General features: G+C 71.4%; 26 protein-coding genes. 20 read left to right on the top strand and 6 right to left on the bottom strand.

All coding sequences use genetic code 11. The annotated features are described in order from the left end of the window. The first annotated feature begins 85 nt into the window (after nt 1-85). From secY to truA, 12 genes are all read left to right on the top strand, one after another. Nucleotides 86-1,423, top strand: a complete 1,338-nt coding sequence (gene secY, locus ABD352_RS30740; RefSeq protein WP_344616051.1) for a preprotein translocase subunit SecY — start codon at nt 86-88, stop codon at nt 1,421-1,423. Then, nucleotides 1,423-2,076 (top strand): adenylate kinase, encoded by a 654-nt coding sequence (locus ABD352_RS30745; RefSeq protein WP_344616000.1) that lies wholly within the window; start codon nt 1,423-1,425, stop codon nt 2,074-2,076. The genes secY and ABD352_RS30745 overlap by 1 nt, the downstream gene beginning before the upstream one ends. Before the next feature lie 20 nt (nt 2,077-2,096). Beyond that, nucleotides 2,097-2,942 carry a type I methionyl aminopeptidase gene (gene map / locus ABD352_RS30750; protein ID WP_344616001.1) on the top strand — a complete coding sequence of 282 codons (846 nt, stop codon included), beginning with the start codon at nt 2,097-2,099 and terminating at the stop codon, nt 2,940-2,942. A gap of 79 nt (nt 2,943-3,021) precedes the next feature. Continuing rightward, nucleotides 3,022-3,510 carry a DUF1707 SHOCT-like domain-containing protein gene (locus ABD352_RS30755; protein ID WP_344616002.1) on the top strand — a complete coding sequence of 163 codons (489 nt, stop codon included), beginning with the start codon at nt 3,022-3,024 and terminating at the stop codon, nt 3,508-3,510. Between the two features lie 185 nt (nt 3,511-3,695). Continuing rightward, nucleotides 3,696-3,917, top strand: a complete 222-nt coding sequence (infA, locus tag ABD352_RS30760; protein ID WP_007073013.1) for a translation initiation factor IF-1 — start codon at nt 3,696-3,698, stop codon at nt 3,915-3,917. An 82-nt stretch (nt 3,918-3,999) separates the two neighbouring features. Then, nucleotides 4,000-4,116: a 50S ribosomal protein L36 gene (gene rpmJ, locus ABD352_RS30765; protein ID WP_014440745.1), complete on the top strand. Its 117-nt coding sequence runs from the start codon at nt 4,000-4,002 to the stop codon at nt 4,114-4,116. 169 nt (nt 4,117-4,285) lie between these two features. After that, nucleotides 4,286-4,666 (top strand): 30S ribosomal protein S13, encoded by a 381-nt coding sequence (gene rpsM, locus ABD352_RS30770; protein WP_344616003.1) that lies wholly within the window; start codon nt 4,286-4,288, stop codon nt 4,664-4,666. Between the two features lie 40 nt (nt 4,667-4,706). Continuing rightward, entirely contained in the window at nt 4,707-5,117 is a 411-nt protein-coding gene (rpsK, locus tag ABD352_RS30775) for a 30S ribosomal protein S11 (RefSeq protein ID WP_223099064.1), read from the top strand. A gap of 17 nt (nt 5,118-5,134) precedes the next feature. Continuing rightward, the gene (gene rpsD / locus ABD352_RS30780; RefSeq protein ID WP_344616004.1) at nt 5,135-5,761 is read left to right on the top strand and encodes a 30S ribosomal protein S4; all 627 of its coding nucleotides are present in this window, start codon (nt 5,135-5,137) and stop codon (nt 5,759-5,761) included. A 137-nt stretch (nt 5,762-5,898) separates the two neighbouring features. Continuing rightward, on the top strand, nt 5,899-6,921 hold the full coding sequence (locus ABD352_RS30785; protein WP_344616005.1) for a DNA-directed RNA polymerase subunit alpha: 1,023 nt from the start codon (nt 5,899-5,901) through the stop codon (nt 6,919-6,921). Nucleotides 6,922-6,954: 33 nt separating this feature from the next. Beyond that, nucleotides 6,955-7,488 carry a 50S ribosomal protein L17 gene (gene rplQ / locus ABD352_RS30790; RefSeq protein WP_344616006.1) on the top strand — a complete coding sequence of 178 codons (534 nt, stop codon included), beginning with the start codon at nt 6,955-6,957 and terminating at the stop codon, nt 7,486-7,488. 70 nt (nt 7,489-7,558) lie between these two features. Continuing rightward, complete coding sequence (gene truA, locus ABD352_RS30795; protein ID WP_344616007.1) at nt 7,559-8,368, top strand: tRNA pseudouridine(38-40) synthase TruA; 810 nt, start codon at nt 7,559-7,561, stop codon at nt 8,366-8,368. A gap of 178 nt (nt 8,369-8,546) precedes the next feature. On the opposite strand, the gene thiD is transcribed toward truA, so the two are convergent. From thiD to ABD352_RS30810, 3 genes are read right to left on the bottom strand one after another with little or no spacing between them, the layout of a single operon-like run. After that, complete coding sequence (thiD, locus tag ABD352_RS30800) at nt 8,547-9,350, bottom strand: bifunctional hydroxymethylpyrimidine kinase/phosphomethylpyrimidine kinase (protein ID WP_344616008.1); 804 nt, start codon at nt 9,348-9,350, stop codon at nt 8,547-8,549. A 58-nt stretch (nt 9,351-9,408) separates the two neighbouring features. After that, nucleotides 9,409-11,121, bottom strand: coding sequence for an ABC-F family ATP-binding cassette domain-containing protein (locus tag ABD352_RS30805; RefSeq protein ID WP_344616052.1), 1,713 nt, complete (start codon nt 11,119-11,121; stop codon nt 9,409-9,411). Nucleotides 11,122-11,150: 29 nt separating this feature from the next. Then, on the bottom strand, nt 11,151-11,765 hold the full coding sequence (locus ABD352_RS30810) for a class I SAM-dependent methyltransferase (protein ID WP_344616009.1): 615 nt from the start codon (nt 11,763-11,765) through the stop codon (nt 11,151-11,153). Nucleotides 11,766-11,900: 135 nt separating this feature from the next. Between ABD352_RS30810 and ABD352_RS30815 the strand changes: the two genes are divergently transcribed. After that, entirely contained in the window at nt 11,901-14,663 is a 2,763-nt protein-coding gene (locus ABD352_RS30815; RefSeq protein WP_344616010.1) for a hypothetical protein, read from the top strand. A gap of 65 nt (nt 14,664-14,728) precedes the next feature. Continuing rightward, nucleotides 14,729-14,974, top strand: a complete 246-nt coding sequence (locus ABD352_RS30820; protein ID WP_344616011.1) for a DUF2630 family protein — start codon at nt 14,729-14,731, stop codon at nt 14,972-14,974. 10 nt (nt 14,975-14,984) lie between these two features. On the opposite strand, the gene ABD352_RS30825 is transcribed toward ABD352_RS30820, so the two are convergent. The 3 genes from ABD352_RS30825 to nirB are packed head-to-tail and all read right to left on the bottom strand — an operon-like array spanning nt 14,985 to nt 18,915. Beyond that, complete coding sequence (locus ABD352_RS30825) at nt 14,985-16,079, bottom strand: uroporphyrinogen-III synthase (protein ID WP_344616053.1); 1,095 nt, start codon at nt 16,077-16,079, stop codon at nt 14,985-14,987. Nucleotides 16,080-16,123: 44 nt separating this feature from the next. Continuing rightward, nucleotides 16,124-16,450 (bottom strand): nitrite reductase small subunit NirD, encoded by a 327-nt coding sequence (gene nirD / locus ABD352_RS30830; RefSeq protein ID WP_344616012.1) that lies wholly within the window; start codon nt 16,448-16,450, stop codon nt 16,124-16,126. After that, nucleotides 16,447-18,915 carry a nitrite reductase large subunit NirB gene (gene nirB, locus ABD352_RS30835; RefSeq protein WP_344616013.1) on the bottom strand — a complete coding sequence of 823 codons (2,469 nt, stop codon included), beginning with the start codon at nt 18,913-18,915 and terminating at the stop codon, nt 16,447-16,449. Before nirB ends, nirD begins: the two co-directional genes overlap by 4 nt. Nucleotides 18,916-19,287: 372 nt before the next feature. Between nirB and ABD352_RS30840 the strand changes: the two genes are divergently transcribed. From ABD352_RS30840 to ABD352_RS30865, 6 genes are all read left to right on the top strand, one after another. After that, a complete protein-coding gene (locus ABD352_RS30840; RefSeq protein WP_344616014.1) occupies nt 19,288-20,010 on the top strand; it encodes a hypothetical protein in 723 nt (240 codons plus the stop codon). Between the two features lie 117 nt (nt 20,011-20,127). Further along, nucleotides 20,128-21,468 carry a nitrate/nitrite transporter gene (locus ABD352_RS30845; RefSeq protein ID WP_344616015.1) on the top strand — a complete coding sequence of 447 codons (1,341 nt, stop codon included), beginning with the start codon at nt 20,128-20,130 and terminating at the stop codon, nt 21,466-21,468. Between the two features lie 176 nt (nt 21,469-21,644). After that, the gene (gene rplM, locus ABD352_RS30850) at nt 21,645-22,088 is read left to right on the top strand and encodes a 50S ribosomal protein L13 (protein ID WP_344616016.1); all 444 of its coding nucleotides are present in this window, start codon (nt 21,645-21,647) and stop codon (nt 22,086-22,088) included. Between the two features lie 35 nt (nt 22,089-22,123). After that, the gene (rpsI, locus tag ABD352_RS30855) at nt 22,124-22,627 is read left to right on the top strand and encodes a 30S ribosomal protein S9 (RefSeq protein ID WP_425553703.1); all 504 of its coding nucleotides are present in this window, start codon (nt 22,124-22,126) and stop codon (nt 22,625-22,627) included. Nucleotides 22,628-22,713: 86 nt separating this feature from the next. Further along, nucleotides 22,714-24,060: a phosphoglucosamine mutase gene (gene glmM / locus ABD352_RS30860; protein ID WP_344616017.1), complete on the top strand. Its 1,347-nt coding sequence runs from the start codon at nt 22,714-22,716 to the stop codon at nt 24,058-24,060. Between the two features lie 13 nt (nt 24,061-24,073). Continuing rightward, nucleotides 24,074-24,832 carry an SDR family oxidoreductase gene (locus tag ABD352_RS30865; RefSeq protein ID WP_344616018.1) on the top strand — a complete coding sequence of 253 codons (759 nt, stop codon included), beginning with the start codon at nt 24,074-24,076 and terminating at the stop codon, nt 24,830-24,832. Nucleotides 24,833-25,208: the final 376 nt, after the last annotated feature.

The raw sequence follows: 25,208 nt of genomic DNA on the forward strand, positions 1-25,208 counted from the left end.
CTCATACGTTCGACAGTGTCACCTGTACCACCCGGACCCCACCTCGTCGGCCGAACGACCGGTCGCCTTGTGCAGGAGGATGAAGTTGCTCTCCGCCTTTGTTAGTGCGTTCCGAACGCCTGACCTGCGCAAGAAGATCTTGTTCACGCTGTTCATGATCGCCATCTACCGGCTCGGCGCCACGCTGCCCAGCCCGGGCGTGTCCTACGGCAACGTGCAGAAGTGCCTCAACATCGTTGAGAACAGCAAGGACAACCAGGTCTTCACCCTGTTGAACCTGTTCTCCGGTGGCGCACTCCTCCAGCTGTCGGTGTTCGCGCTGGGCATCATGCCCTACATCACCGCGAGCATCATTCTGCAGCTGCTGACGGTGGTGATCCCGCGCCTGGAGCAGCTCCGCAAGGAGGGCCAGTCCGGCCAGGCGAAGATCACGCAGTACACGCGGTACCTGACCCTCGGGCTCGGCATCCTGCAGGCCTCGGCGTTCGTCGCCCTGGCGCGGTCCGGCCAGCTCTTCGGCGGCGCGTGCGACCAGTCGCAGTACCCGATCATCCCCGACACCCACAAGCTGCCGATGTGGCTGACCCTGGGCGCCCTGGTCATCACGATGACCGCCGGCACCGGCGTCATCATGTGGCTCGGCGAGCTGGTCACCGACCGCGGCGTGGGCAACGGCATGTCGGTCCTGATCTTCACCTCGATCGCGGCCCGGCTGCCGATCGAGGGCATCCAGATCTGGCAGGACAACAAGACCACGTTCTTCGTGATCGTCGGCCTGGCCGTGGTGGTCATCGCCTTCGTGGTCTTCCTCGAGCAGGCCCAGCGGCGCATCCCGGTGCAATACGCCAAGCGGATGATCGGCCGGCGGATGTACGGCGGCACGTCCACCTACATCCCGCTGAAGGTCAACCAGGCGGGCGTCATCCCGGTCATCTTCGCCTCGTCGCTGCTCTACATCCCGCAGCTGATCACCTCGTTCGCCGGCTCCGACTCGACGAACAAGACGATCCTGTGGATCAACCGGAACATCGTGCCGCAGAACGGTGCCTGGCACATCTCGATCTACTTCCTGCTGATCATCTTCTTCACCTACTTCTACGTGTCCATCACCTTCAACCCGACCGAGGTGGCGGACAACATGCGGAAGTATGGCGGCTTCGTGCCGGGCATCCGCCCAGGCAAGCCGACGGCCGAGTACCTCGACTTCATCCTCAGCCGCATCACCCTCCCGGGCGCGCTCTACCTGGGCATCATCTCGATCCTGCCCAACCTGCTCATCGGTATCGTGGGCGGCGGACAGGCTCTGCAGAACTTCCCGTTCGGTGGCACCGCGGTGCTCATTATTGTTGGTGTGGGCCTCGAGACGGTGAAGCAGATCGAGAGCCAGCTGATGCAGCGCAACTACGAAGGGTTCCTCCGGTAGTGAGGCTGGTGCTGGTAGGTCCCCCCGGGGCGGGCAAGGGGACCCAGGCCGAGTACATCGCCGCGCACCTCGCCGTGCCCAAAATCTCGACGGGCGACATCTTCCGGGCCAACGTCGGGCAGGGCACCCCGCTCGGCGTCGAGGCCAAGCGGTACATGGACGCCGGTCAGCTCGTCCCCGACGAGGTCACCATCAACATGGTGTCGGACCGGCTGGGCGAGGCGGACGCCGTCGACGGGTTCCTGCTCGACGGCTTCCCGCGCACGGTGCCGCAGGCCAACGCCCTGGACAAGTTGCTGGCCGACCTCGGCACGGGGCTGGACATCGTCCTGGAACTGGTCGTAGAGAACGAAGAGGTCATCCGCCGGCTTTCGGGCCGGCGGACTTGCCGCGGCTGCGGGAAGATCTGGCACGTCGAGTTCGACGCGCCGACCCACGACGGCGTCTGCGACCGGTGCGGCGGGGAGCTGTTCCAGCGCGACGACGACAAGGCCGAGACGATCGCCGAGCGCCTGAAGGTGTACGCCCGGGACACCTCGCCGCTGGTGGACTACTACGGCGCGCAGGGCAAGCTGGTGGGCATCGACGCCACGGGTCCGGTCGAGGACATCACCGTGCGCGCGATCGACGCCCTCCGCTCCTACGGCGCCTGAGCGCGCGGCAGGTCCGTTCTATGCCCCACCAGGTCGAGATCGAGCTCAAGACCCCCGAACAGATCGGCCTCATGCGCCGCGCCGGCCTCGTCGTCGCCGACGCGCTGGAACGCATGCGGGCCGCGGTCGCCCCCGGGGTCTCTACCCTGGAGCTGGACCGCATCGCCGAGGAGACGATCCGGGCGGCCGGCGCCGTCCCGTCGTTCCTGGGCTACCACGGCTACCCGGCGTCGATCTGCTCGTCGGTCAACGACCAGGTCGTGCACGCCATCCCCAGCGCCCGTCAGGTGCTGCGCGACGGCGACCTGATCTCCATCGACTGCGGCGCCGACCTCGACGGCTGGCACGGCGACGCGGCGATCACCGTCTCGGTCGGCGAGAGCCGCCCCGAGGCCCGGGGGCTCATCCGGACCGCCGAGGACGCGATGTGGGCCGGGATCGCCGCCGCCGCGCGCGGGGCCCGCTCCGGCAAGGGGCGGCTGACCGACATCTCCTTCGCGATCCAGTCGGCGATCCGCAAGGCGGGCCGGTACGGCATCGTCGAGGGCTACGGCGGCCACGGCATCGGCAGCGCGATGCACCAGGACCCGTTCGTGCAGAACTCCGGCCGTCCCGGCAAGGGCCCGCTGCTGCGCACCGGCATGGCGCTCGCGATCGAGCCGATGATCACCCGGGGCAAGCCGAAGGTGGCCGAGCTTGACGACGGCTGGACCGTGGTGACGGTCGACGGCTCGGTCGCCGCCCACGTGGAGCACACGATGGCGATCTGCGACGACGGCGTGTGGGTGCTGACCGCCCACGACGGCGGCCGCGGCCGCCTGGGTGACCTGGTCACCGCCCGTGAGCCGGTGCCCGCCGCCGAATAGCGGCGAGTAAGGGAAAACCCGGGGTGGATGGCCGCGAGTGCGCGGTGGGATGCTGTGTGCAGCGTCCGAAGGGGGAACGGTGGCAGACCGGCGGGAGAACCTGCGTGCGGCCGATGTGGACCGGCAGTTCGTGGCGGAGCGTCTGAAGGCGGCGCTCGACGAGGGCCGGTTGTCACTCGGCGAATACGACGATCGACTCAAGGAAGCGTACGCCGCCCGCACCTACGGCGACCTGGACGCCATCCTCAAGGATCTCCCGGGCTTCCACCCGGTCGGCGCGTCGCAGATCGAGCCGACCGAGCCGCTGGTCGACGACCCGGACGAGCGCCGGGGTGGCTCCGACGGGCGCAACCCGCGGTGGCTGCTCGGCATCTGGAGCGCCTGGCTGGTCGCCGTCTCGGTGAACGTGGTCATCTGGGCCCTGGTGAGCATCTCCAACGGCGAGGCCGCCTACTTCTGGCCCATGTGGGTCGCCGGCCCGTGGGGCGCCGTGCTGCTCGCCTCCACCTTCTCGGTGAAGGCGCTCGGCAACAACTCTGACGCTCAGAAGCGGTACCGCGACAGTTAGACCACCCCGATTTGGTGCCCGGGGCTCCCGAGCGTAGACTTGCGCATTGGCGCAAAGCGTCCACTCCGGCATGCCCCCACGCGCTTCTGTGGCAGGACCGGAGCCGCGGCTGGCTCGAGGTCTCCTGACCTCGAGAAATGGATGCGAGCGTCGACCACCAGACCCGATGTCAGGTAGCGGAGGACATGCCGAAGAAAGACGGGGCCATCGAGATCGAGGGCCGAGTGATCGAGCCACTCCCGAATGCGATGTTCCGGGTGGAGCTCGCCAATGGCCACAAGGTCTTGGCGCACATCAGCGGCAAGATGCGGCAGCACTACATCCGCATCCTGCCCGAGGACCGTGTCGTCGTGGAGCTCTCGCCCTACGACCTCACTCGCGGGCGCATCGTCTACCGCTACAAGTGATCGGTGTCGGTACCCAGGTAACGGTCGGGTTCTGTCGTGCCCGCTCGCAGGAGCGGCGCGCGCAGCGAGAGTTAGGCAAACCGTGAAGGTCAAGCCGAGCGTCAAGCGGATCTGCAACAACTGCCGGGTCATCCGGCGGCATGGCCGGGTCATGGTCATCTGCAGCACTGACCCGCGCCACAAGCAGCGCCAGGGCTGAGTCCCGAAGCCGCTCTAACAGTAAATTGCCCGTTCCAGCCACGGGCGTCTCGCGCCGATCCGGCGCGGCGTGCGTGGCGACACCCCCGGTCGGAGGCCGGGGCCCGTCTGTGGGCAGACGGGGGCGGAGCGGGCACAGACCTCCGTACACACAAGGAGCACGCCCACTTATGGCACGTCTCGTTGGTGTCGATCTCCCGCGCGAGAAGCGCGCCGAGATCGCACTCACCTACATCTACGGCATCGGGCGTACCCGCGCCGTCGAGACTCTGGCCGCTACGGGCATCGACCCGAACAAGCGCGCTCGGGACCTGACCGACGAAGAGGTCGTGCAGCTGCGCGACTACATCGAGGCCAACTACAAGGTTGAAGGCGACCTGCGCCGCGAGGTCGCCGCGGACATCCGCCGCAAGGTCGAGATCGGCTGCTACGAGGGCATCCGGCACCGCAAGGGCCTGCCGGTGCGCGGTCAGCGCACCCGGACCAACGCGCGCACCCGCAAGGGTCCGAAGCGCACGGTCGCCGGCAAGAAGAAGCCGGGCAAGAAGTAACACCGGTCCGATCAGAAACGTATCTAGGAGCGCATAGAGAATGCCGCCGAAGGCTCGCGCCGGTGGGGCCGCTGTCAAGAAGGTCCGGCGCAAGGAACGCAAGAACGTCGCCCACGGGCAGGCGCACATCAAGAGCACGTTCAACAACACCATCGTGTCGATCACCGATCCGACCGGTGCCGTCATCTCCTGGGCCTCTGCCGGCCAGGTGGGTTTCAAGGGCTCGCGCAAGTCGACCCCGTTCGCCGCGCAGCTGGCCGCCGAGGCCGCCGCTCGCCGCGCGATGGAGCACGGCATGCGCAAGGTCGACGTCTTCGTGAAGGGCCCCGGCTCCGGCCGGGAGACCGCGATCCGTTCGCTGCAGGCTGTCGGCCTGGAGGTCGGGCAGATCTCTGACGTCACGCCGCAGCCGCACAACGGCTGCCGTCCGCCGAAGCGCCGCCGGGTCTAAGGGAAGAGACGAAGAACATGGCTCGCTATACAGGTGCCGACTGCCGCCGTTGCCGGCGCGAGAAGATGAAGCTGTTCCTGAAGGGCAGCAAGTGCGACGGGCCGAAGTGCCCGTTCGAGTCGCGTCCCTTCCCGCCCGGCCAGCACGGCCGCGGCCGGCCGAAGGAGACCGAGTACCTCCTGCAGCTGCGCGAGAAGCAGAAGGCCCGCCGCATCTACGGCGTGCTGGAGCGGCAGTTCGCCGGCTACTACGAGGAGGCCGTGGCCAAGCCGGGCAAGACCGGTGAGGAACTGCTGAGGATCCTCGAGTCGCGGCTGGACAACGTCGTGTACCGCGCCGGCCTGGCGTCGTCGCGCGACATGGCCCGCCAGCTGGTCAAGCACGGCCACATCCTGGTCAACGGCAAGAAGGTCGACATCCCGTCGTACCGCCTCCGCGAGCACGACATCGTGCAGGTGCGCGAGAAGTCGCGGGAGCTCACGCCGTTCCAGATCGCGCAGGGCCTCGCCGGCAGCAAGACCGTCCCGGCGTGGCTGGAGTTCATCCCGAGCGAGTTCAAGGTCCTGGTGCACAGCCTGCCGGCCCGGCAGGTCATCGACACCCAGGTCCAGGAGCAGCTCATCGTCGAGCTCTACAGCAAGTAGCAACAACGTCGGCGGCGCCTGGTCTGGGTCGATCCTCGCGAAGCGGCATCGAGCCAGACCGGGCGTGGGCCATGCATGGCCCCGCCGAAGCGGAGCGCGTCAAATAGCGGGCGCGCAACGAACTGGAGGAAACGCAAGTGCTCATCTCCCAGCGTCCCAGCCTCGCGGAAGAGTCGATCAGCGAGGTTCGGTCCAAGTTCACCATCGAGCCGCTCGAGCCGGGCTTCGGTTACACGCTCGGCAACTCGCTGCGGCGCACCCTGCTCAGCTCCATCCCGGGTGCGGCGGTCACCAGCATCAAGATCGACGGCGTGCTGCACGAGTTCACCACGATCCCCGGTGTCAAGGAGGACGTGGTCGAGCTCGTCATGAACATCAAGGAGCTGTGCGTCAGCTCCGAGCACGACGAGCCGGTCTCGATGTACCTGCGCAAGCAGGGCCCGGGCGACGTCACCGCGGGCGACATCCAGCCCCCGGCCGGCGTCTCCGTGCACAACCCCGACCTCAAGCTGGCCACGCTGAACGGCAAGGGCCGGCTCGACATGGAGCTGACGGTCGAGCGTGGCCGCGGCTACGTGACCGCCAACCAGAACAAGCAGCAGGGCCAGGAGATCGGGCGGATTCCGGTCGACTCGATCTACTCGCCGGTGCTCAAGGTGACGTACCGCGTCGAGGCGACCCGCGTCGAGCAGCGCACCGACTTCGACCGGCTCATCATCGACGTCGAGACGAAGGCGTCGCTCACCCCGCGCACCGCGCTGGCCTCGGCCGGCTCGACGCTGGTGGAGCTCTTCGGCCTCGCCCGCGAGCTGGACGAGACGGCGGAGGGCATCGACATCGGCCCGTCGCCGCAGGACGCCCAGCTGGCGGCCGATCTCGCGCTGCCGATCGAGGAGCTGGACCTGACCGTCCGCTCCTACAACTGCCTCAAGCGTGAGGGCATCAACTCCGTCGGGGAGCTGATCAGCCGCACGGAGGCCGACCTCCTCGATATAAGGAATTTCGGTCAGAAGTCGATCGACGAGGTCAAGATGAAGCTCGCCGGGATGGGTCTGGGTCTCAAGGACTCCGCCCCGACGTTCGACCCGGCCCACGTCGTGGACTCCTTCGCCGAGGTGGACTACGACGCCGACGACTACCGCGAGACCGAGCAGCTGTAGTACCACAGCCGCTTTATTAGAGGAGCCCCAAGAATGCCCACGCCCACCAGAGGTCCCCGCCTCGGCGGCAGCCCCGCGCACGAGCGGCTGATGCTGGCGAACCTCGCCACGTCGCTGTTCAAGCACGGTCGCATCACCACCACCGAGACGAAGGCCAAGCGGCTGCGCCCGCTCGCCGAGCAGCTCATCACCAAGGCCAAGCGCGGCGACCTGCACGCGCGCCGTCAAGCGCTCTCCGTGGTGCGGGACAAGGACGTGGTGTTCCAGCTGTTCGACCAGATCGCGCCGCGCTTCAGCAACCGCCCCGGCGGTTACACCCGCATCGTGAAGACGGGCCCGCGCAAGGGCGACGCCGCTCCGATGGCGATCATCGAGCTGGTCGAGGAGCTCGAGGTGGCGGCCCCCAAGGCGCCGCGCAAGACCGCGCGCAAGGCGGCCAAGGCCGACTCGATCGCGGTGCTCGCCGGCGACGAGGCGGACGAGGCTCCGGCCGCCGCCGCTTCGGCCCCGGCGGACGAGGCCGCCGAGGCCGCCGAGGAGAAGAAGGACGAAGAGACCAAGGCCTGATCACCGGTCGAGGTCCGTCGGCCCGGCACCCCCTCGTGGGTGCCGGGCTTTCTTTCTGGAGTTGTACTGCATGAGCGTGCGCATCCGGCTCGACGTCTCCTACGACGGCACCGACTTCTCGGGCTGGGCCGTGCAGCCGTCCCGCCGGACGGTCGCCGGGGAGCTCCTGGGCGTCCTGGAGCGGCTCTTCGGCGCCGTCGAGGGCCTGACGGTCGCCGGGCGCACGGACGCGGGCGTGCACGCCACCGGCCAGGTGTGCCACGTCGACGTGCCGCAGGAGCGCTGGGAGGCCATCGGCGCGGCCCTGATCCGCAAGCTGGCCGGCCTGCTGCCCCCCGACGTGCGCGTCCTGGCGGCCCGCGCGGTTCCCAGCGAGTTCGACGCGCGCTTCTCGGCGTTGGCGCGGCGGTACGAGTACCGCGTCACGGATGCCCCCCATGGCGCGGACCCACTCCGCCGCCGCGACACCCTCGCCTGGCCGCGCCCGCTCGACCTGGACCGCCTCAACGCCGCCGCCGAGGCGCTCGTGGGCGAGCACGACTTCGCCGCCTTCTGCCGCCGCAAGGAGCACGCCAGCACGATCCGGGCGGTGTCGCGGATGGACTGGCGGCGCGATCCGGACGGCCGGCTGGTCGCCACCGTGGAGGCCGACGCCTTCTGCTGGTCGATGGTCCGCAGCCTGGTCGGCGCCGAGCTGGCGGTGGGGGACGGCCGCCGCGATCCGGGGTGGCCCGGCACCCTGCTGACCCGCACGGCCCGGGCCGACGAGGTGGTCGTGGCCCCGGCTCACGGCCTGACCCTGGTCGAGGTGGCGTACCCGCCGACCCCGGGCCTGCTGCGCGAGCGCGCCGAACTGACCCGCCGCCGCCGCGATCTCTAGTGCTTTGTCCGATAAGTCGGGCGCTGGCGCGCCACGACTTATCTAATTTATGCCCCGCCGGGGCAAATATCCGGAGTCGGGTTAGCGGGCGTGATTTGCCGCCTGCCAGGATATAAATCCGACATGTCGCGGCGCGCCAGCGCCCGACATGTCGGGAATGCGCAGGGCAGTACCGCGCTCAGCGCAGGGTCAGGGCGGACCAGCCGAACTGATCGATCGGGCCGGTGCCGCCACCGATGCGCCAGTCCGCCGCGTCGCCGATCGCGCGGCCCACGAAGCCCTTGGCCCACGAGACGGCGGCCGGGGCGTCGTCGCCCGCCGCCAACCGGGCCGCGATCGCGGTCGCGAAGGTCGCGCCCGAACCGTCCGTGTTGCGGCCGGAGATGCGCGGGCTGTGCAGCATCCGCGCGGTGCCCTCGGCCCAGACCACGTCGATCGCCTCGGTGCCGGCCGCGAAGTCGCCGCCGGTGATCACCACGCAGCGCGGGCCGCGGGCGGCGAGCTGAGCGGCGGCCGCGGCCATGTCCGCCGGGGTGAACACATCCCAGCCGAGCAGGGCCGAGGCCTCCTCGCGGTTCGGCGTGAGGACGGTGACGTGCGGAAGGATGCGCTCGTAGGCGGCGATGAGCCCCCGCCGCGCTCCGGCCGCGGCCACCGTCAGCACCGGGTCGACCACCAGGTTGGGCAGCGCGCCGGTGCGCATCCGGGCGGCGATGGCCACCGCGGTCTCCGGGGTCGGCAGGATCCCGGTCTTGACGGCGGCGACGGGCAGGTCCTCCAGGACGCTGGCCAGCTGCGCGGTGACGACCGTGGTCGGCTGGGGGTACACGTCGGCGATCTCACGCGTGTTGCGCGCCACCACGGCGGTCACCACCGAGGCGCCGTGCATCCGCAGGGCGGCCAGGGTCCGCAGGTCGGCCTGCAGGCCCGAGCCGCCGGACGAGTCAGATCCGCCGATGGTGAGGACGACAGTCGGCTCCACGGCGGACAGACCACCACGCGGCGTGCGTGACGAACCACACAAACGGTCCGTCAACGGACTACCCGCGGCCCTCCCACACCGGCTCCGGCACCTCGACCACCTCGCCGTCGGCGCGGAAGAGCACGTATCGGTCGAAGGAGCGGCTGAACCACCGGTCGTGGGTGACCGCCACCACCGTCCCGTCGAAGCCTCGCAGGCCCTCCTCCAGGGCCTCGGCGCTGGCCAGGTCGAGGTTGTCGGTGGGCTCGTCGAGCAGCAGGAGGGTCGCGCCGGACAGCTCCAGCAGCAACACCAGGAACCGGGCCTGCTGCCCGCCGGAGAGCGTGCCGAAGCGCTGGTCGGCCTGGGCGGCCAGCTCGTAGCGGCCCAGGGCGGGCATCGCCTGCGGGCGGGGCAGCCCGTCGCGCCAGTCGTCGCCGCGCCACAGGATCTCGGCCAGGGTGCGGTCGAACAGCTCCGGGCGGTCGTGGGTCTGCGAGAAGTGGCCGGGGCGGACGCGGGCGCCGAGGCGCACCTTGCCGCCGTGCGCCACAGGGGCGATCTCGGCTACGTCCAGTCCGGCTCGATGAGGCTCCGCACCGATCGACCCGGACCAGACGCCAATCACCGGCCCGTCGGGGTCGGTGCCGCCGCGGGCCAGCAGCCGCAGGAAGTGCGACTTGCCGGTGCCGTTGCCGCCCAGGACGGCCACTCGGTCGCCGTACCAGATCTCCAGGTCGAAGGGGTACGTGAGGCCGTCGAGCTCCAGCTGCTCGCACATGATCGCGCGCTTGGCGGTGCGCCCGCCGGACAGCCGCATCCGGATGTCCTGCTCCTTCGGGGGCGCCGGCGGCGGGCCGGCCTCCTCGAACTTGCGCAGCCGGGTCTGCGCCGCCTGCAGGCGGGAGGCGAGACCGTCGTTGTAGGCGGCCTTGGTGCGGTACATCACCACGAGCGCCTTGATCTTCTCGTGCTCCTCGTCCCAGCGCCGGCGCAGCTCGTCCAGCCGCTCGTGGCGCGCGCTGCGGGCCTCGTGCCAGGACGCGAACCCGCCGGGATGCACCCACGCGGAGCCGCCCTCCACCGCGACGACCCGGTCGGCGGACTGGGCCAGCAGCTCGCGGTCGTGCGACACGTAGAGGACGCTCTTGGGCGACTCCCGCAGCCGCTCCTCCAGCCAGCGCTTGCCCGGCACGTCGAGGAAGTTGTCCGGCTCGTCGAGCAGCAGCACCTCGTCCTCGCCCCGCAGCAGCAGCTCCAGGGCGAAGCGCTTCTGCTGGCCGCCGGAGAGGGTGCGCACCGGCCGGTCCCGGGTCTCGTCCCACGGCAGCCCGAGCGCGGCGACGCTCGCCGTGTCGAAGAGGACCTCCGCGTCGTACCCCCCGGCCTCGCCCCACGCCGCCAGCGCATTGGCGTAGCGCAGCTGGGCCTTCTCGGCCGCCGGGCCGGCGTTCCCGGCCTCGTGCATGGCCCGCTCGGCCGTCGCCACCCGCTGCCCGACCTCGCCCAGCCGGGACGGCGCCAGCTCCAGCGCGAGGTCGTACAGCGTGCGGTCGTCGCCGATCATCCCGATGAACTGGCGCATCACGCCGAGTCCGCCGGAGCGCGCGACCGCGCCCGAGCGCACCGGCAGGTCCCCGGCGACCATCTTCAGCAGGGTCGTCTTGCCCGCGCCGTTCGGCCCGACGAGCGCCACCTTGGCGCCCTCGCCGACCCGGAACGACACTTCGGAGAAGAGCTCACGGCCGTCCGGCAGCGTGTGCCCGACCCCTGCGACGTCCACATATCCCACGCCGAAGAGCTTCGAGCCGCACCGGTACCTCACGAAAGCGGTTTTACGACCCTCAGCACCCGGAACCCTTTGTGGCTGGCGTGCCGCTCGGCCGGAAAGCCCTGCTCTTCGAGCCACCGCTGCAGCGAGTCCGCGCCCAGGTTCTTGGCCACGACCAGCCACGCGACGCCGCCGGGGACCATCCGCGGCAGCCAGCGCAGCAGTAGCGCGTGCAGCTCCGGCTTGCCGATGCGGATCGGCGGGTTCGACCAGATCTGCGCGAATCCGACAGTCTCCGGCACGTCGTCGGGCAGGCTCGCGACCACCCGGCCGCCCGCCCCGAGCCGTTCCGCGTTCTCCCGCACCAGCTCGAGGGCGCGCTGGTTGACGTCGACGGCGTACACCGTCGCCGCCGGCGCGGACCTGGCCAGCACCGCCGTGATCGGCCCATATCCGCAGCCCAGGTCGAGCAGCGGCCCGGCGGTGTCCGGGCCGGGAAGCGGGGCCTCCCGCAGCAGTACGGCGGTGCCGGGATCCAACCGGGAGAACGAGAACACGCCGGAGGCCGAGGCGAGCCGGAACTCCTGGTCAAGCGCCTCGAACACGATCTCGTGCCGCTCGTGCGCGACCGCCGGATCGGCCGAGAAGTAGTGCTCGCCCGCCACATTGCCCTCCTACCCGCCGGCTCGCAACGCATTGTCCACGCCCAGGTGACGGGCGGTCCGGGCGGCCACCCGTTCGGGACCGGCGGGACATCGCCGACAAGCCAACGCTCGGCACCGTCGGCTAACCTGTGCGACATGACTTCTCGGGACGAGCAGCGCCGGAAGCGGCGATCCGACTCGTTCCGCCGGGACGAGGCGGACGAAGCCGACAACTGGCTCGCGGGCCTGCGGGGCAGTGGCCGGGGCGAACCAGACCCCTTCGCGGCCCCGCCCGCGGACCCTGGCTCCTTCGACCGCTCCGGCTCCTTCGACCGCCCAGGCCCCCCGGAGCGCTCGGGCTCCTTCGACCGCCCAGGCCCCCTGGAGCGCTCGGGCTCCTTCGACCGCCCGGGCCCGCTGGAGCGGCCGGGCTCCTTCGACCGCGGCGCCCCCGACCGCCCCGGGCCGCCCTCAGTGGAGCGCCCAGGCTCCTTCGACCGCGGCGCCCCCGAACGTCCCGGACCGCCCTCAGTGGAGCGCCCGGGCTCCTTCGACCGCGGCGCCCCCGATCGTCCTGGGGCCCCCTCGACGGATCGGTCGGGCAGCTTCGAGCGGCCCCCGCTGGACCGGGGCGACGCCGCCGACCGCACCACGGCCATCCAGCGGCCCCGCCGCGGCGACGGCACCGGTGAGTCCCGCGGTGGCCGGCGCGGTCGCGACGACTCGCCCAGCGGCGTCTTCGGCCCGTCCGGGCTGCCCCCGGCCCCGCCGCCGGGCCGCCCCAACCTTGACGCCCCCGCCGGTCGCCGGCGCGCCGCCGACGACTCCCCGAGCGGCTCGTTCGGCCGCCCTGGTGACGCACCCGGCGGCGGCTTCGGCGCGCCCGCCAACGGTGGGTACGGCCGCAACGGCGACGACTCGCCCGGCGGCGCCCTGGACCGCACCGCGCCGCCCGCGGCCCGCTCGGGCGCCGACGCCCAGCCACCCGCGGAGCCCCGCGGCCGCCGCCGGGCGCGCGAAGACGGCGAGCGTCGCCCTTCGGAGTCGTACGACCACGGCCCGGAGCTGACCCCGATCATCAAGCCGCTGGGCGACTTCGCCCCGACGGCCGGCTCGGCCGACCCGCCGCCGCTGGTGCCGATCTTCCCGAACATGCGGCCGGACGCGTCCCCCACGAGCGGCGCCGGCCGGCGCGCCCGCCGCGCCGCCGAGGAGACCCCCGCCGCCTTCACCGGCGACGCGGCCGGCGGTGGCCGCCGCCGTCGCGAGGACTCCACCGGCGACACGGCCTCCCGCACCGGCGACCTCGGGCGCCGCACGGGCGACGCCGACCCCCGCACGGGAGAGCTGGGCTCGCGGACCGGCGACCTCGGCTCGCGCGCCGGCGAGCGGACCGGGGACCTCGGCTCGCGTTCCGGTGACCGGGCCGGCGACCTGGGCCGCCGCCCGGGCGACATCGACCCCCGCAGCCGCGACATCGATCCCCGCACCGGGGACATCGATCCCCGCACCGGCGACTTCGACCCCCGCACCGGAGAGAGCCGGCTCGGCCAGTTCGGCTCCCCGCCCGGCGGTGGCCGGCGGCGGGCGCCCGAGGACGAGCCCGCCATCCGCACCGGCGACGGCTTCGGCGCCGAGCCCGGCGCCCCGGCCAACGGCCGCGCGCCGTACGCCGGCGAGACGACCATGTTCCGCCGCGGCGAGGACACCGGCCCCCGCAGGGGTTCCGCGTTCGACGACGACCCACGCCGGGGCCCCAACGGCTTCGACGGCCCGCGCGGCTACGACGACGGTCCGCGGGGCTACGACGACACCGGACGACGTTCGCGGGCCGCGTTCGAGTCGGCGGCCCCCGCGACCGAGGCCGGTCGGCGCGACGACAGCGGCGTGCGCCGCCGCGAAGAGGCGATGCGCCGCCGGCCCGCCCTCGACGAGCCGCCGCAGCAGCGCCGGGCGCCCGACGACGCCATGGCCTACGACCCGTACGACGAGCCGTCGGGCTCGCGGCGGCGGGGCACCGGGGAGTACACCGGCGAATACACCTCCGGCGGCAGCCGCCGCGCCCTGCGCGAGCCTCCCGGCGGCCGGCCGAGCGGCCCGCCCGGCCGCCCGGACCGCTCCCGTCCCGGCACCCCGCAGCGCGCCGTGGTCGACCCCGTGCGCCCCGGGCCGCGCCCGCACCGCTGGGTGGCGCTGTTGAGCGCGATCGCCGTGCTCGTGGTGCTCGGCGCCTGCGCCATGGGCACCTGGTTCATCTTCAAGGACGAGAAGAACGGCCCCGACTCGGCCAAGTCCAGCGCGACGACTGGCCCGAAGCGGCGCGACATCAGCAGCCGCGACGTGGACCCGAAGCCGCTCACCGAGGCCGAGGTGTTCCCGAACAACAACATCGTGGCCGTGCCGGACGAGCCGCCGTACGTGATCATGGCGACCAAGGCGTCGCCGGACTGCAAGGTCGCCGCGACCGAGGAACTGGCCACGCTGCTGGCCGGCGCGGGCTGCTCGGAGGTCGTGCGGGCGACGATGAAGTCGCCGAACCAGGAGTACCTCATCACGGCCGGCGTCTTCAACGTCACCAGCGAGAAGGTGGCCGCGCAGACCTTCGACAGCATCAAGCCCATCGTCGACGGCCAGAAGGGCCGCTTCGCGGGCATGAGCGTGGGCGTCGGCACCGGCACCGACGCCCTGGTGCGCGCCCCCACGCAGCTGGGCTGGAACTACAAGGGCCACTTCATCACGTACTGCGTGATCGCCCGCGTCGACGGTCAGAACTTCGCCCAGGGGGACCCGTACCCGAACCAGATCACGTACGACATCGTCGAGACGTACCTGGACAACGGCATCATCGAGAACCGCGCGGTGATCCAGCCGGAGGCCACCCCGGCGGCGTCCCTGCCGGCCTCCGCGCCGCCGAGCTGACCCTCGGAGAAGGACTACGCCCGGGGCCGGACCCGGCGGCCGGGCGGTGGTGGATGATGCATCCCATGGATGAGAAGACGTTGATCCACCAGATCTCCGGGCTCGTGGACGAGGAGCACAAGCTCCGGACCCAGCTGCAGGCCGGCAAGATCACCGAGCAGGAGGAGCACGACCGGCTGCGCGGGATCGAGGAGCAGCTCGACCAGCTCTGGGACCTGCTGCGCCGGCGGCGGGCGGCCAAGCTGCAGGGGGTCTCGCCCGACGAGGTCGAGGCGCACTCCGTCGACGAGGTCGAGCACTACCTGCAGTAACCGGCCGGGGTCAGTCCACCCGCAGCCGGTAGCCGCGCTTCACCACCGTCTGCACGAAGGCCGAGCCGCCCAGGGCGGCACGCAGGCGGGCCACGGCCATCTCCACCGCGTGCTCGTCCGCGCCGCGCGGGAGCTCGCGCAGCAGCGCGGCCCGGGACAGGACCCGGCCCGGGGAGGCGGCCAGCGCGCGCAGCACCGCCATAGGGCCCGGGGCCAGGGGCTTCAGCGTGCCGTCGATGATGGCGGCGTGGCCACGGAGGGTGACCGCGGCGCCGGCCACGTGCAGCGTCGGCGAGCGCCGGGGCAGCTCGTCGACCAGGATGCGCACGAGCGCGCCCAGGCGGGCCCGGGCCGGCGCGGCCACCGGCACGCCCAGGCGCTGCAGCGGGGCCGCGGTCACGGGGCCCACGCAGGCGGCGAGCACGTCGGTGCGCAGGGCCTCCAGGACGTCGGGCGCCTCCGGGCCGGCCACCCGCAGCAGGGAGCCGACGGCAGGGGCCGACGTGAACGTGACCGAGTCGACCAGGCGCGAGCAGATGAGGTCCACCAGGCGGCGCAGGGGCGCCGGGTCGACCGGGGGCGCCCAGCGGTACACCGGAATCTCCACGACGATCGCGCCGGCGTCGCGCAGCGCGGACGTGAACTCGGGGTTGGGCTCGCCGTGCAGCTGCACGGCGATGCGGCGCCCGGCGATCCCGCCCGGGAAGCCGCCCGAGATGAGGTGGTCGAGGACCTCGTCGCAGCTCTCGGTGTCCGGGGACCAGGTCTCGATCATGCCGGCGGCCCGGACCGCGCCCTTGGCCTTGGGACCCCGGGCGATCAGGTGGGCCTCGCCGAGCCGGGCCCGCAGCGCCTCGCCCAGGCCCCAGCCCTCGGCCGCCTCGAGCCAGCCGCGCAGGCCGATGCCCGTCGTCGCGATGACGATGTCCGGGGCCACGTCGACGCACGACACGGTGGCCGCCTTCAGCTCGGTGTCGTCGGCCACCGGGACGATGCGCAGGGCCGGCGCGAGCACCACCCGGGCGCCGCGCCGCTCCAGCAGGGCGCTGAGCTCGTCGCGGCGCCGGTCGGCGGTCACGGCCACGGTGAACCCGGCCAGCGGCAGGTCCTCGCCCGAGGACGGCCGCGCCTCCAGGGTGCTGCCGGCACTCACCGGGAATCACCGATCTCGACCATGCCGTCGCTCACCCGTACCGGGAAGACCGGCACGTACACCCCCGGCTCGTCCAGGCACTCGCCGGTGGCGAGGTCGAAGGCCTGCTTGTGCATGGGGGAGGCGACCACCACCCGCGCGCCCCTGCTGCCGACGATCCCGCGCGAGAGCACCGCCGCCCCGCTGATCGGGTCGACGTTGCCGATCGCGTGCAGGCCGCCGTCGAAGGTGCGGAAAAGCGCCACCTGTTCGCCGCCGACGAGGGCGGCGACGCCCCGGTCCGGCTCGAGCCGGAGGTACGGGCAGACCACGATCCACTTCATGGGCGCGCTCCAAGGACGACGGGCACGGGCTGTCCGCGCTCGGAAACGAAGGAGATCGTCGGGTCCGGGGTGCCGGGGGCGTTCACGAACGACACGAACCGCGCCAGCCGCCCCGGGTCCTCGACCGTGGCCCTCCACTCGTCCGCATACGACGAGACGTGGTGGGCCATCTGCGCGTCGAGCTCCCCGGCGATGCCCAGCGAGTCCTCGACGATCACGGCGCGCAGGTAGTCCAGTCCGCCCTCGAGGCCCTCGATCCAGGCCGAGGTGCGCTGCAGCCGGTCGGCGGTGCGGATGTAGAACATCAGGAAGCGGTCGACGACGCGGATGAGCTCCTCGGTCGACAGGTCGGCGGCCAGCAGGTCGGCGTGGCGCGGGCGGAAGCCGCCGTTGCCGCCGACGTAGAGGTTCCAGCCCTGCTCGGTGGCGATGATGCCGAAGTCCTTGCCGCGGGCCTCGGCGCACTCGCGGGCGCAGCCGGACACGGCGGACTTGAGCTTGTGGGGGGCGCGCAGGCCGCGGTAGCGCATCTCCAGCTCGATCGCCAGCCCGACGGAGTCCTGCACGCCGTACCGGCACCAGGTCGAGCCGACGCAGGACTTCACGGTGCGCAGGGCCTTGCCGTAGGCGTGCCCGGACTCGAACCCGGCCGCGACCAGCCGGGCCCAGATCGCCGGCAGCTGCTCCACGCGGGCGCCGAGCAGGTCGATGCGCTGGCCGCCGGTGATCTTGGTGTACAGCTGGAAGTCCCGGGCGACCTCGCCGATCGCGATCAGCTTCTCGGGCGTGACCTCGCCGCCGGGGATGCGCGGGACCACCGAGTAGGTGCCGTTGCGCTGGATGTTGGCGAGGAAGTGGTCGTTGGTGTCCTGCAGGGCGGCCTGCTCGCCCTCCAGGATGTAGTCGTTGTGCAGCGACGCGAGGATCGAGGCCACCGTCGGCTTGCACACGTCGCAGCCGTGGCCCCGCCCGTGCTCGGCGATGAGCTGCGAGAACGTGCGGATTCCGCGGATGCGCACGATGTCGAACAGCTCGGCCCGGGAGTGCTCGAAGTGCTCGCACAGCGCCTTGCTCGCGGCGACGCCCTGCTGCTTGAGGATCTGCTTCAGCAGGGGTACGCAGGACCCGCAGCTCGTCCCGGCCCGGGTGCACTCCTTGAGGGCGGGCACGTCCGCGCAGCCCTCGGCGATGGCCGCCACGACCTGGCCCTGGGTGACCGCGTTGCAGCTGCAGACCTGGGCGTCGGCCGGCAGGGCGACGTCGGCCTGGGCGTCGCCGGCCAGCAGGGCGAGCGGGTGGCCGGGCAGGGCGCCGCCGAGGCTGGCCCGCAGCGTCGGGTAGGCGCTCGCGTCGCCGACCAGGATGCCGCCCAGCAGCGTCTGGGCGTCGTCGGAGAGGACCAGCTTGGCGTACCGCCCGTTGGCCGGGTCCAGGTAGACGATGTCGAGCAGGTCGGCACGGCCGCCCGTCTCAGACGTGGCCAGCGCGTCCCCGAAGCTGGCGACGTCGACGCCGAGCAGCTTGAGCTTGGTCGAGGTGTCCGCCCCGGGGAACTCGGCCGCCCCGCCGAGCAGCCGGTCGGCCACCACCTCGGCCATGGCGTAGCCGGGCGCGACCAGGCCGTAGCAGCGCCCGTCGACCTCGGCGCACTCGCCGATGGCGTAGATCGCGGGGTCCTCGGTGCGGCAGGCGGCGTCGACCACCACCCCGCCGCGCGTTCCCGTCGCCAGCCCCGCGGCCCGGGCAAGTTCGTCGCGCGGCCGGATGCCCGCCGCCACCACCACGACGTCGGCCGGCACGTGCGCGCCGTCGGACAGCGTGAGGCCCAGGCGGCCGGTGGGGGAGGTCTGGCGGATCGCGGTGGTGCCGGCGCCGGTGTGCACGCGCACGCCCAGGTCCTCGACGTAGCGGCGCAGCACCGCCCCGCCGGCCTCGTCGACCTGGACCGGCATGAGCCGCGGCGCGAACTCGATCACGTGTGTGCGCAGGCCCAGCAGGCGCAGCGCGTTGGCCGCCTCCAGGCCGAGCAGGCCGCCACCGATGACGGCGCCGACCTCGCGACCCTTCGCGTGGGCGCGGATGGCCTCCAGGTCGTCCAGGGTGCGGTAGACGAAGACGCCCGCCTGGTCGACCCCGCTGATCGGCGGCACGAAGGCGGACGAGCCGGTGGCCAGGACCAGGGCGTCGTACTCGTACACCCCGCGGTCGGTGCGCACCTTGCGGGCCGCCCGGTCGATCGCGGTCACCGGCTCGCCGAGGCGCAGGTCAACGCCCTCGGGCACGGCGTAGGTCAGCTCGTCGGCGGAGACGCCGTCGAAGTACGCCGAAAGCCGCACCCGGTCGTAGGCCGACCTTCCCTCCTCGGCGAGCACCGTGACCTGCCACCGCCCGCCGGGGTCCCGGGAATGCAGTGCCTCCACGAAGCGGTGGCCCACCATGCCGTGCCCGACGACGACGGCCTTCATCGAAGAACGTGAGTCGCTCACGCGTGCCCCCCGGTAACGCGAGCGTGACGGCGACGTTGCGATGCCGTTTCGTACGACAAGAGGGGCCGTCTGGTGGATGGCCTGCGCGCCGCGACCGCTTCGAACATGGCCAAAAGGCTGCCGAAGGGCGGTTTCGCTCCAGGGTCCCGAATGTTTCACGCCTGCTAAGAGCGCCTCACACGCCCCTTGGGCGGCCCGTTACCGTTCCGTGGTGGAATTGACGTCGATAATCGTCGATGCAATCCCGGATGGTGGGCGCCAGGCGTGCCAGATCTTGTCACGGTAGGGTGGCGACGGTTCGCGGCGGGGTAAACAACCATGGACCCCTATGGAGCAGCAAGGAGGAAGCAGATGCGCACGACCGGCAAGGTCGCGATCGCGGCCGTTGCGGTGTTCAGCATCGGGCTCGCGGGATGCGGCGACAACTCCACCCCCGGGGCCGCCACCTCGGCAGGAGCCAGCGGTACCGCTACGAACGGTGCCGGCCCCTCGGCCGGCGCGTCCGGCGGGACGAATGGCGGCAGCACCGGCGGCACCACCGGCGGGGGCCAGGGAAGCGCGGCGACCTGCCTCGTCGGCACCTGGAAGGCCGACGGGCTCACAGGCAGCCTGAGCGGCCCGGTGAACGGCAACTTCTCGGGCGGCGGCGGCACGCTGCTGACGATCGACTCGGCCGGCAAGACGCAGGTCGACTTCGGCTCGATGCAGCCGGTGACCTTCACCTTCGCCGTGTCCGGCAACGACGTGAAGGGCAGCTTCTCGTACGGCGGCAAGGTCAACGGCGCGATCAAGACCCCGTCGGGGGCGACCGGCACGCTGGAGCCCACGGGCACGGTCGACTTCGGCACCCTCACGGTGACCGTCAACCTGACCGCCCCCGCCGCGGTCACGGTGGCCGACAAGATGCCGATCACCGAGTTCACCGGCAGCGGGACCACCGACACCGGCGGCGCCGTGGACGCCCAGCCGGTCCTGAAGAAGAGCCAGTACAACTGCAGCGGCAACACGCTGAAGCTCTCCCCGCCCGCGGGCGGCCCCGACGCCGGCACCTGGACCTTCAAGAAGTCCTCGTAACGCTGCTCTGCGGCGGCGGGTCCTCACAACGGGGGATCCGCCGCCGTGGGGAATTGTTTCGGCTTTGAAAACTTCGGCGCGACGGCCGGAAACAGGCCATCCATAACTTCCACGCTCATGACGACTGCCGTGGAAGAACCCCAGCTTCAGCCCGGGCCGCGCCGCGGCCGATGGATCGACGACTGGCACCCGGAGGACCCGCGGTTCTGGGCGGCCACCGGGGCGAAGATCGCCCGGCGCAACCTGATCGTGTCGATCCTCTCCGAGCACATCGGCTTCTCGATCTGGAGCCTCTGGTCGGTCTTCGTGCTCTTCCTGGGCCCCGCCTACGGGCTCGACCCGGCCCAGAAGTTCCTGCTGACCTCGGCGCCCACGCTGGTCGGGGCGGTGCTGCGGCTGCCCTACACCTTCGCCGTGGCCACCTTCGGCGGGCGCAACTGGACGATCTTCAGCGCCCTGATGCTGCTCGTCCCGACCGTCTTCGCCGGGATCGTGCTGAAGCCCGGCGTCTCGTTCGCCACCCTGCTGGTCGCGGCCGCGGTGGCCGGCGTCGGCGGCGGCAACTTCGCCTCGTCGATGGCGAACATCAACGCCTTCTACCCGCAGCGGCTCAAGGGCTGGGCGCTGGGCGTCAACGCCGGCGGCGGGAACATCGGCGTGGCCGCGGTGCAGCTCGTCGGCCTGCTCGTGCTGGCCACCGCCGGGGCCGCCCACCCGCGGCTCATCGTGCTGATCTACCTGCCGCTGATCGTCGTCGCAGCGCTGCTCGCCGCCCTCTACATGGACAACCTGACGCACGCGTCCAACGACAAGCGGGCCATGCGCGACGTCGTCAAGGACGGTCACGCCTGGATCATGTCCCTGCTGTACATCGGCACGTTCGGCTCCTTCATCGGCTTCGGCTTCGCCTTCGGGCAGGTCCTGCAGGTGCAGTTCAAGGCCGACTTCTCCACCCCGGTCAAGGCGGCCTACCTGACCTTCCTCGGCCCGCTGCTCGGCTCGCTGATCCGCCCGATCGGCGGCATGCTGGCCGACCGCTTCGGCGGCGCCAAGATCACCTTCTGGAACTTCGTGGCCATGGCGGGCGGCGCCGGCGTCGTCCTGGTCGCCTCCCGCGAGCACTCCCTGCCACTGTTCGTGACCGGCTTCGTGCTGCTGTTCCTCTTCAGCGGGGTGGGCAACGGGTCGACGTACAAGATGATCCCGGCGATCTTCAAGGCCAAGTTCCCCTCCGACGAGCGGGAGGCCCGGCGCCTGGCGACCGCGCTCATCGGCGTGGCGGGTGCGATCGGCGCGGCCGGCGGGGTGCTGGTCAATCTGGCCTTCCGGCAGTCGTTCCTGGAGTACAAGACCGGCGACGGGGCCTACATCGCCTTCATTGCCTTCTATGCGCTGTGCTTCGGGGTCACCTGGCTGGTTTACCTGCGCAACTCGGCGAAGCGCCTGCCCAGCGTCTGAACGGGGTGGGCGCAGGGACCCGATTTTGTGGTCTTCGGGGACGCCGAGTATCGTGGACTGCTGTTGTGCGATGACAAGGCGTCCCCATCGTCCGGGTACGCTGGATGGTCGTGCGTCCCGGCGCCCCCATCGAGAGCGCACCCCAAGACCGACGACGCGGAAGACAAGGTAGACCTGTGGGTACGTACAGCCCGAAGCCGGGTGAGATCGAGCGCGTGTGGCACGTCATCGACGCCACCGACGTGGTGCTCGGCCGCTTGGCCACGCACGCTGCGACGCTGCTGCGCGGCAAGCACAAGCCGACGTTCGCCCCGCACGTGGACACCGGCGACTTCGTCATCGTGATCAACGCCGGCAAGGTGGCGCTGACCGGCAACAAGCGGCAGACCAAGGTGGCGTACCGTCACTCTGGTTACCCGGGCGGCCTGAAGAGGGTCGGCTACGAGGAGCTGCTGACCAAGAACCCCGAGCGGGCGATCGAGCTGGCCGTCAAGGGCATGCTCCCGCACAACCGCCTCGGTGCGCGCCAGATCCGCAAGCTGAAGGTCTACGCGGGCGCTGAGCACCCGCACCTGGCCCAGCAGCCCCAGCCGTTCGAGATCAAGCAGATCGCGCAGTGAGCGCGGACGAAGGACTGAGCGTGACCGACGAGACCATCGCCGCCCCGACGCCGGCCGCTGTCGCGACCGTCGAGGCCCCCGCCGCGACCACCGCCACCGCTACGGCCACGGCCACGGCCACGGCCACGGCGCCGACCCGCTCCCGCCGCGCCGGCCAGCCGATCCAGACCGTCGGCCGCCGCAAGGAGGCCATCGTCCGGGTCCGCCTGGTTCCCGGCACCGGCAAGTTCCTGCTCAACGGCCGTGAGCTCGAGAACTACTTCCCGAGCAAGGTGCACCAGCAGTCCGTCAAGGAGCCGCTGGTGATCGCCGAGAAGGCCGAGGCGTTCGACGTCTTCGCCAACCTCCGGGGCGGCGGCACCACCGGCCAGGCCGGCGCGCTGCGGCTCGCCATCGCCCGGGCCCTGGTCGAGAACGACGGGGACGACCGCGCCGCGCTCAAGAAGGCCGGCTTCCTGACCCGGGACGCGCGTGCCACCGAGCGCAAGAAGTACGGCCTCAAGAAGGCCCGCAAGGCCCCGCAGTACTCGAAGCGCTAACGAAGCCTGTCGGCCGGGTGCCACCCTGGAGGTGCGCGCCCGGCCGATTTTCGCTGTGCGCGAGGTACAACCATGGGAGGTACGCAATGGGGCGACTCTTCGGCACCGACGGAGTCCGCGGGCGAGCCAACGCCGACCTGACTCCTGAGCTGGCCATGGCGGTCGCCATCGCGGCCGCCCAGGCGCTGTTCGAGCACGACCACTCGCACGCGCCGGTCGCCGTCGTCGGCCGCGACCCGCGGGCCAGTGGCGAGATGCTCGAGGCGGCCGTGGTGGCCGGCCTCACCAGCGCCGGGGCCAACGTGGTCCGGGTCGGCGTGCTGCCGACGCCGGCCGTCGCGTACCTCACCGGCGTCCTCGGCGCCGACATCGGCGTGATGCTCTCGGCGTCGCACAACCCGATGCCGGACAACGGGATCAAGCTCTTCGCCGCGGGCGGGCACAAGCTGCCCGACGAGGTCGAGGACGAGATCGAGCGCCTCATGGACAACGGCACCCAGCGCCGCCCGACCGGCGCCGGGATCGGCCGGGTCACCGACTACGCCGACGGCGAGGACCGCTACGTCCGGCACCTGCTGACCTCGCTGCCCAGCCCGCTGGCCGAGCTCAAGGTCGTCGTCGACTGCGCCAACGGCGCCGCCTCCTCCGCCGCGCCCGAGGCCTACCGCCGGGCCGGCGCCTCGGTCATCGCGATCAACGCGGACCCCGACGGCCTCAACATCAACGAGGACTGCGGCTCCAACCACATCGCCCAGCTGTGCGCGGCCGTCGTCGAGCACGGCGCCGACCTGGGCATCGCCCACGACGGTGACGCCGACCGGTGCATCGCGGTGGCCGCCGACGGCACCGAGGTCGACGGCGACCAGATCATGGCCATCCTGGCGGTCGGCATGCGCGAGGCCGGCCTGCTGACGGAGGACACCCTCGTCGCCACCGTGATGAGCAACCTGGGCCTCAAGCTGGCGATGGCCGAGGCCGGCATCCGGCTGCTGGAGACCAAGGTCGGCGACCGGTACGTCCTGGAGGAGCTGCGGGCCAAGGGCCTCGCGCTCGGCGGCGAGCAGAGCGGGCACATCGTGATGCCGGCCTTCGCTACCACCGGCGACGGGCTGCTGACCGCCCTGCACGTCATGGGGCGCATGGAGCAGACGGGCAAGGGTCTCAAGGAGCTCGCCGGCGTGGTACACCGGCTGCCCCAGGTGATGATCAACGTCCCGGTGCTGGACCGCGCCGCGGCCGCTCGCTCCCCGCAGGTGCTCGACGCGGCCAAGCAGGTCGAGGCCGAGCTCGGCGGGGCCGGCCGGGTGCTGCTGCGTCCCTCCGGCACGGAGCAGCTGGTCCGGGTCATGGTCGAGGCCGGCACGCAGGAGACCGCCCGCGATGCGGCCGAGCGGATTGCTCACGTCGTGAGGACGGTCTCACCTACTCAGTAGTAACCTGCGCGGCATGACCAATGCCCACACCGTCATCGTCACCGGCGCCTCCCGCGGCATCGGCAAGGCGAGCGCCATGGCCTTCGCCGCCGAAGGCTGCAACGTCGTGCTGACCTCGCGCAAGATCGAAACGCTGAACGAGGTCGCGGCGGAGATCTCCGCCCAGTTCCCCGGCGTCGGCGTGCTCACCCACGCCGCGCACGCGGCCGAGCCCGACCAGGCCGCCGAGGTCGTCAACGCCGCGATGCAGCGCTTCGGCGCGATCGACGTGCTGGTCAACAACGCCGGCACCAACCCGTACTTCGGCCCGCTCATGGACATCGACCCGGTCCGGGCGGAGAAGACGGTCCGGCTCAACCAGTTCGGCGTGGTGCTCTGGAGCCAGCTGGTGTGGAAGGCCTCCATGTCGGCCCGGGGCGGCGCCATCGTCAACGTCGCCTCCGTCGGCGGGGTACTGACCGAGCCCGGCATCGGCTACTACAACGCCACCAAGGCCGCCGTGATCCACCTGACCCGCCAGATGGGCGCCGAGCTGGCCCCGGCGGTGCGGGTGAACGCCGTCGCGCCCGGCATCGTGCGCACGCACCTTGCGCGGGGGCTGTGGGAGAACAACGAGGAGTACCTCCGGGAGAAGCTGCCGCTGGGGCGCATCGGCGAGCCGGACGACATCGCCGATGTCATCACCTTCCTGGCCGGTCCCGGTGCGCGCTGGATGACGGGCCAGACGCTCGTGGTCGACGGCGGGGCGCAGATTCGCTCGTCGTTGAGCTGATTCGCGGCGTTGCGCCGATCTACGGCGTTGCGCCGATCTACGGCGTTGCGCCGGTCTACGGCGTTGCGCCGGTCTACGGCGTCGCGCCGATCTACGGCGTCGCGCCGATCTACGGCGTCGCACTGATTTGCGGCGTCGCACTGATTTGCGGCGTCGCACTGATTTGCGGCGTCGCGCGCTGATTTGCGACGAAAAATCCCGATGCCTGGCGGCATCAGGATTTTTCGGATATTTCTCCTGTCAGGGTATAAGTCCGATAAGTCGCGGCACGAAGTGCCCGACTTATCGGGTTTGCTTTGGGTAACAGGCCGTTTGAGCGTCGCCCATTCGTGAGCATTGTCTGTGCTCGGAGACGACAGTTTCGAGCACGGGCAAT

The organism is Dactylosporangium salmoneum (assembly GCF_039532525.1).
GTDB classification, from domain to species: domain Bacteria; phylum Actinomycetota; class Actinomycetes; order Mycobacteriales; family Micromonosporaceae; genus Dactylosporangium; species Dactylosporangium salmoneum.

Bases quoted from the DNA above. Each gene is read 5' to 3' on its own strand.
- rpsM (WP_344616003.1), top strand. From the start codon at position 4,286: ATGGCACGTCTCGTTGGTGTCGATCTCCCGCGCGAGAAGCGCGCCGAG.
- rplQ (WP_344616006.1), top strand. From the start codon at position 6,955: ATGCCCACGCCCACCAGAGGTCCCCGCCTCGGCGGCAGCCCCGCGCAC.
- nirB (WP_344616013.1), bottom strand. From the start codon at position 18,915: ATGAAGGCCGTCGTCGTCGGGCACGGCATGGTGGGCCACCGCTTCGTG.
- map (WP_344616001.1), top strand. From the start codon at position 2,097: ATGCCCCACCAGGTCGAGATCGAGCTCAAGACCCCCGAACAGATCGGC.
- rpsK (WP_223099064.1), top strand. From the start codon at position 4,707: ATGCCGCCGAAGGCTCGCGCCGGTGGGGCCGCTGTCAAGAAGGTCCGG.
- infA (WP_007073013.1), top strand. From the start codon at position 3,696: ATGCCGAAGAAAGACGGGGCCATCGAGATCGAGGGCCGAGTGATCGAG.
- ABD352_RS30820 (WP_344616011.1), top strand. From the start codon at position 14,729: ATGGATGAGAAGACGTTGATCCACCAGATCTCCGGGCTCGTGGACGAG.
- ABD352_RS30840 (WP_344616014.1), top strand. From the start codon at position 19,288: ATGCGCACGACCGGCAAGGTCGCGATCGCGGCCGTTGCGGTGTTCAGC.
- glmM (WP_344616017.1), top strand. From the start codon at position 22,714: ATGGGGCGACTCTTCGGCACCGACGGAGTCCGCGGGCGAGCCAACGCC.
- ABD352_RS30815 (WP_344616010.1), top strand. From the start codon at position 11,901: ATGACTTCTCGGGACGAGCAGCGCCGGAAGCGGCGATCCGACTCGTTC.
- rpsD (WP_344616004.1), top strand. From the start codon at position 5,135: ATGGCTCGCTATACAGGTGCCGACTGCCGCCGTTGCCGGCGCGAGAAG.
- truA (WP_344616007.1), top strand. From the start codon at position 7,559: ATGAGCGTGCGCATCCGGCTCGACGTCTCCTACGACGGCACCGACTTC.
- nirD (WP_344616012.1), bottom strand. From the start codon at position 16,450: ATGAAGTGGATCGTGGTCTGCCCGTACCTCCGGCTCGAGCCGGACCGG.
- ABD352_RS30845 (WP_344616015.1), top strand. From the start codon at position 20,128: ATGACGACTGCCGTGGAAGAACCCCAGCTTCAGCCCGGGCCGCGCCGC.
- ABD352_RS30865 (WP_344616018.1), top strand. From the start codon at position 24,074: ATGACCAATGCCCACACCGTCATCGTCACCGGCGCCTCCCGCGGCATC.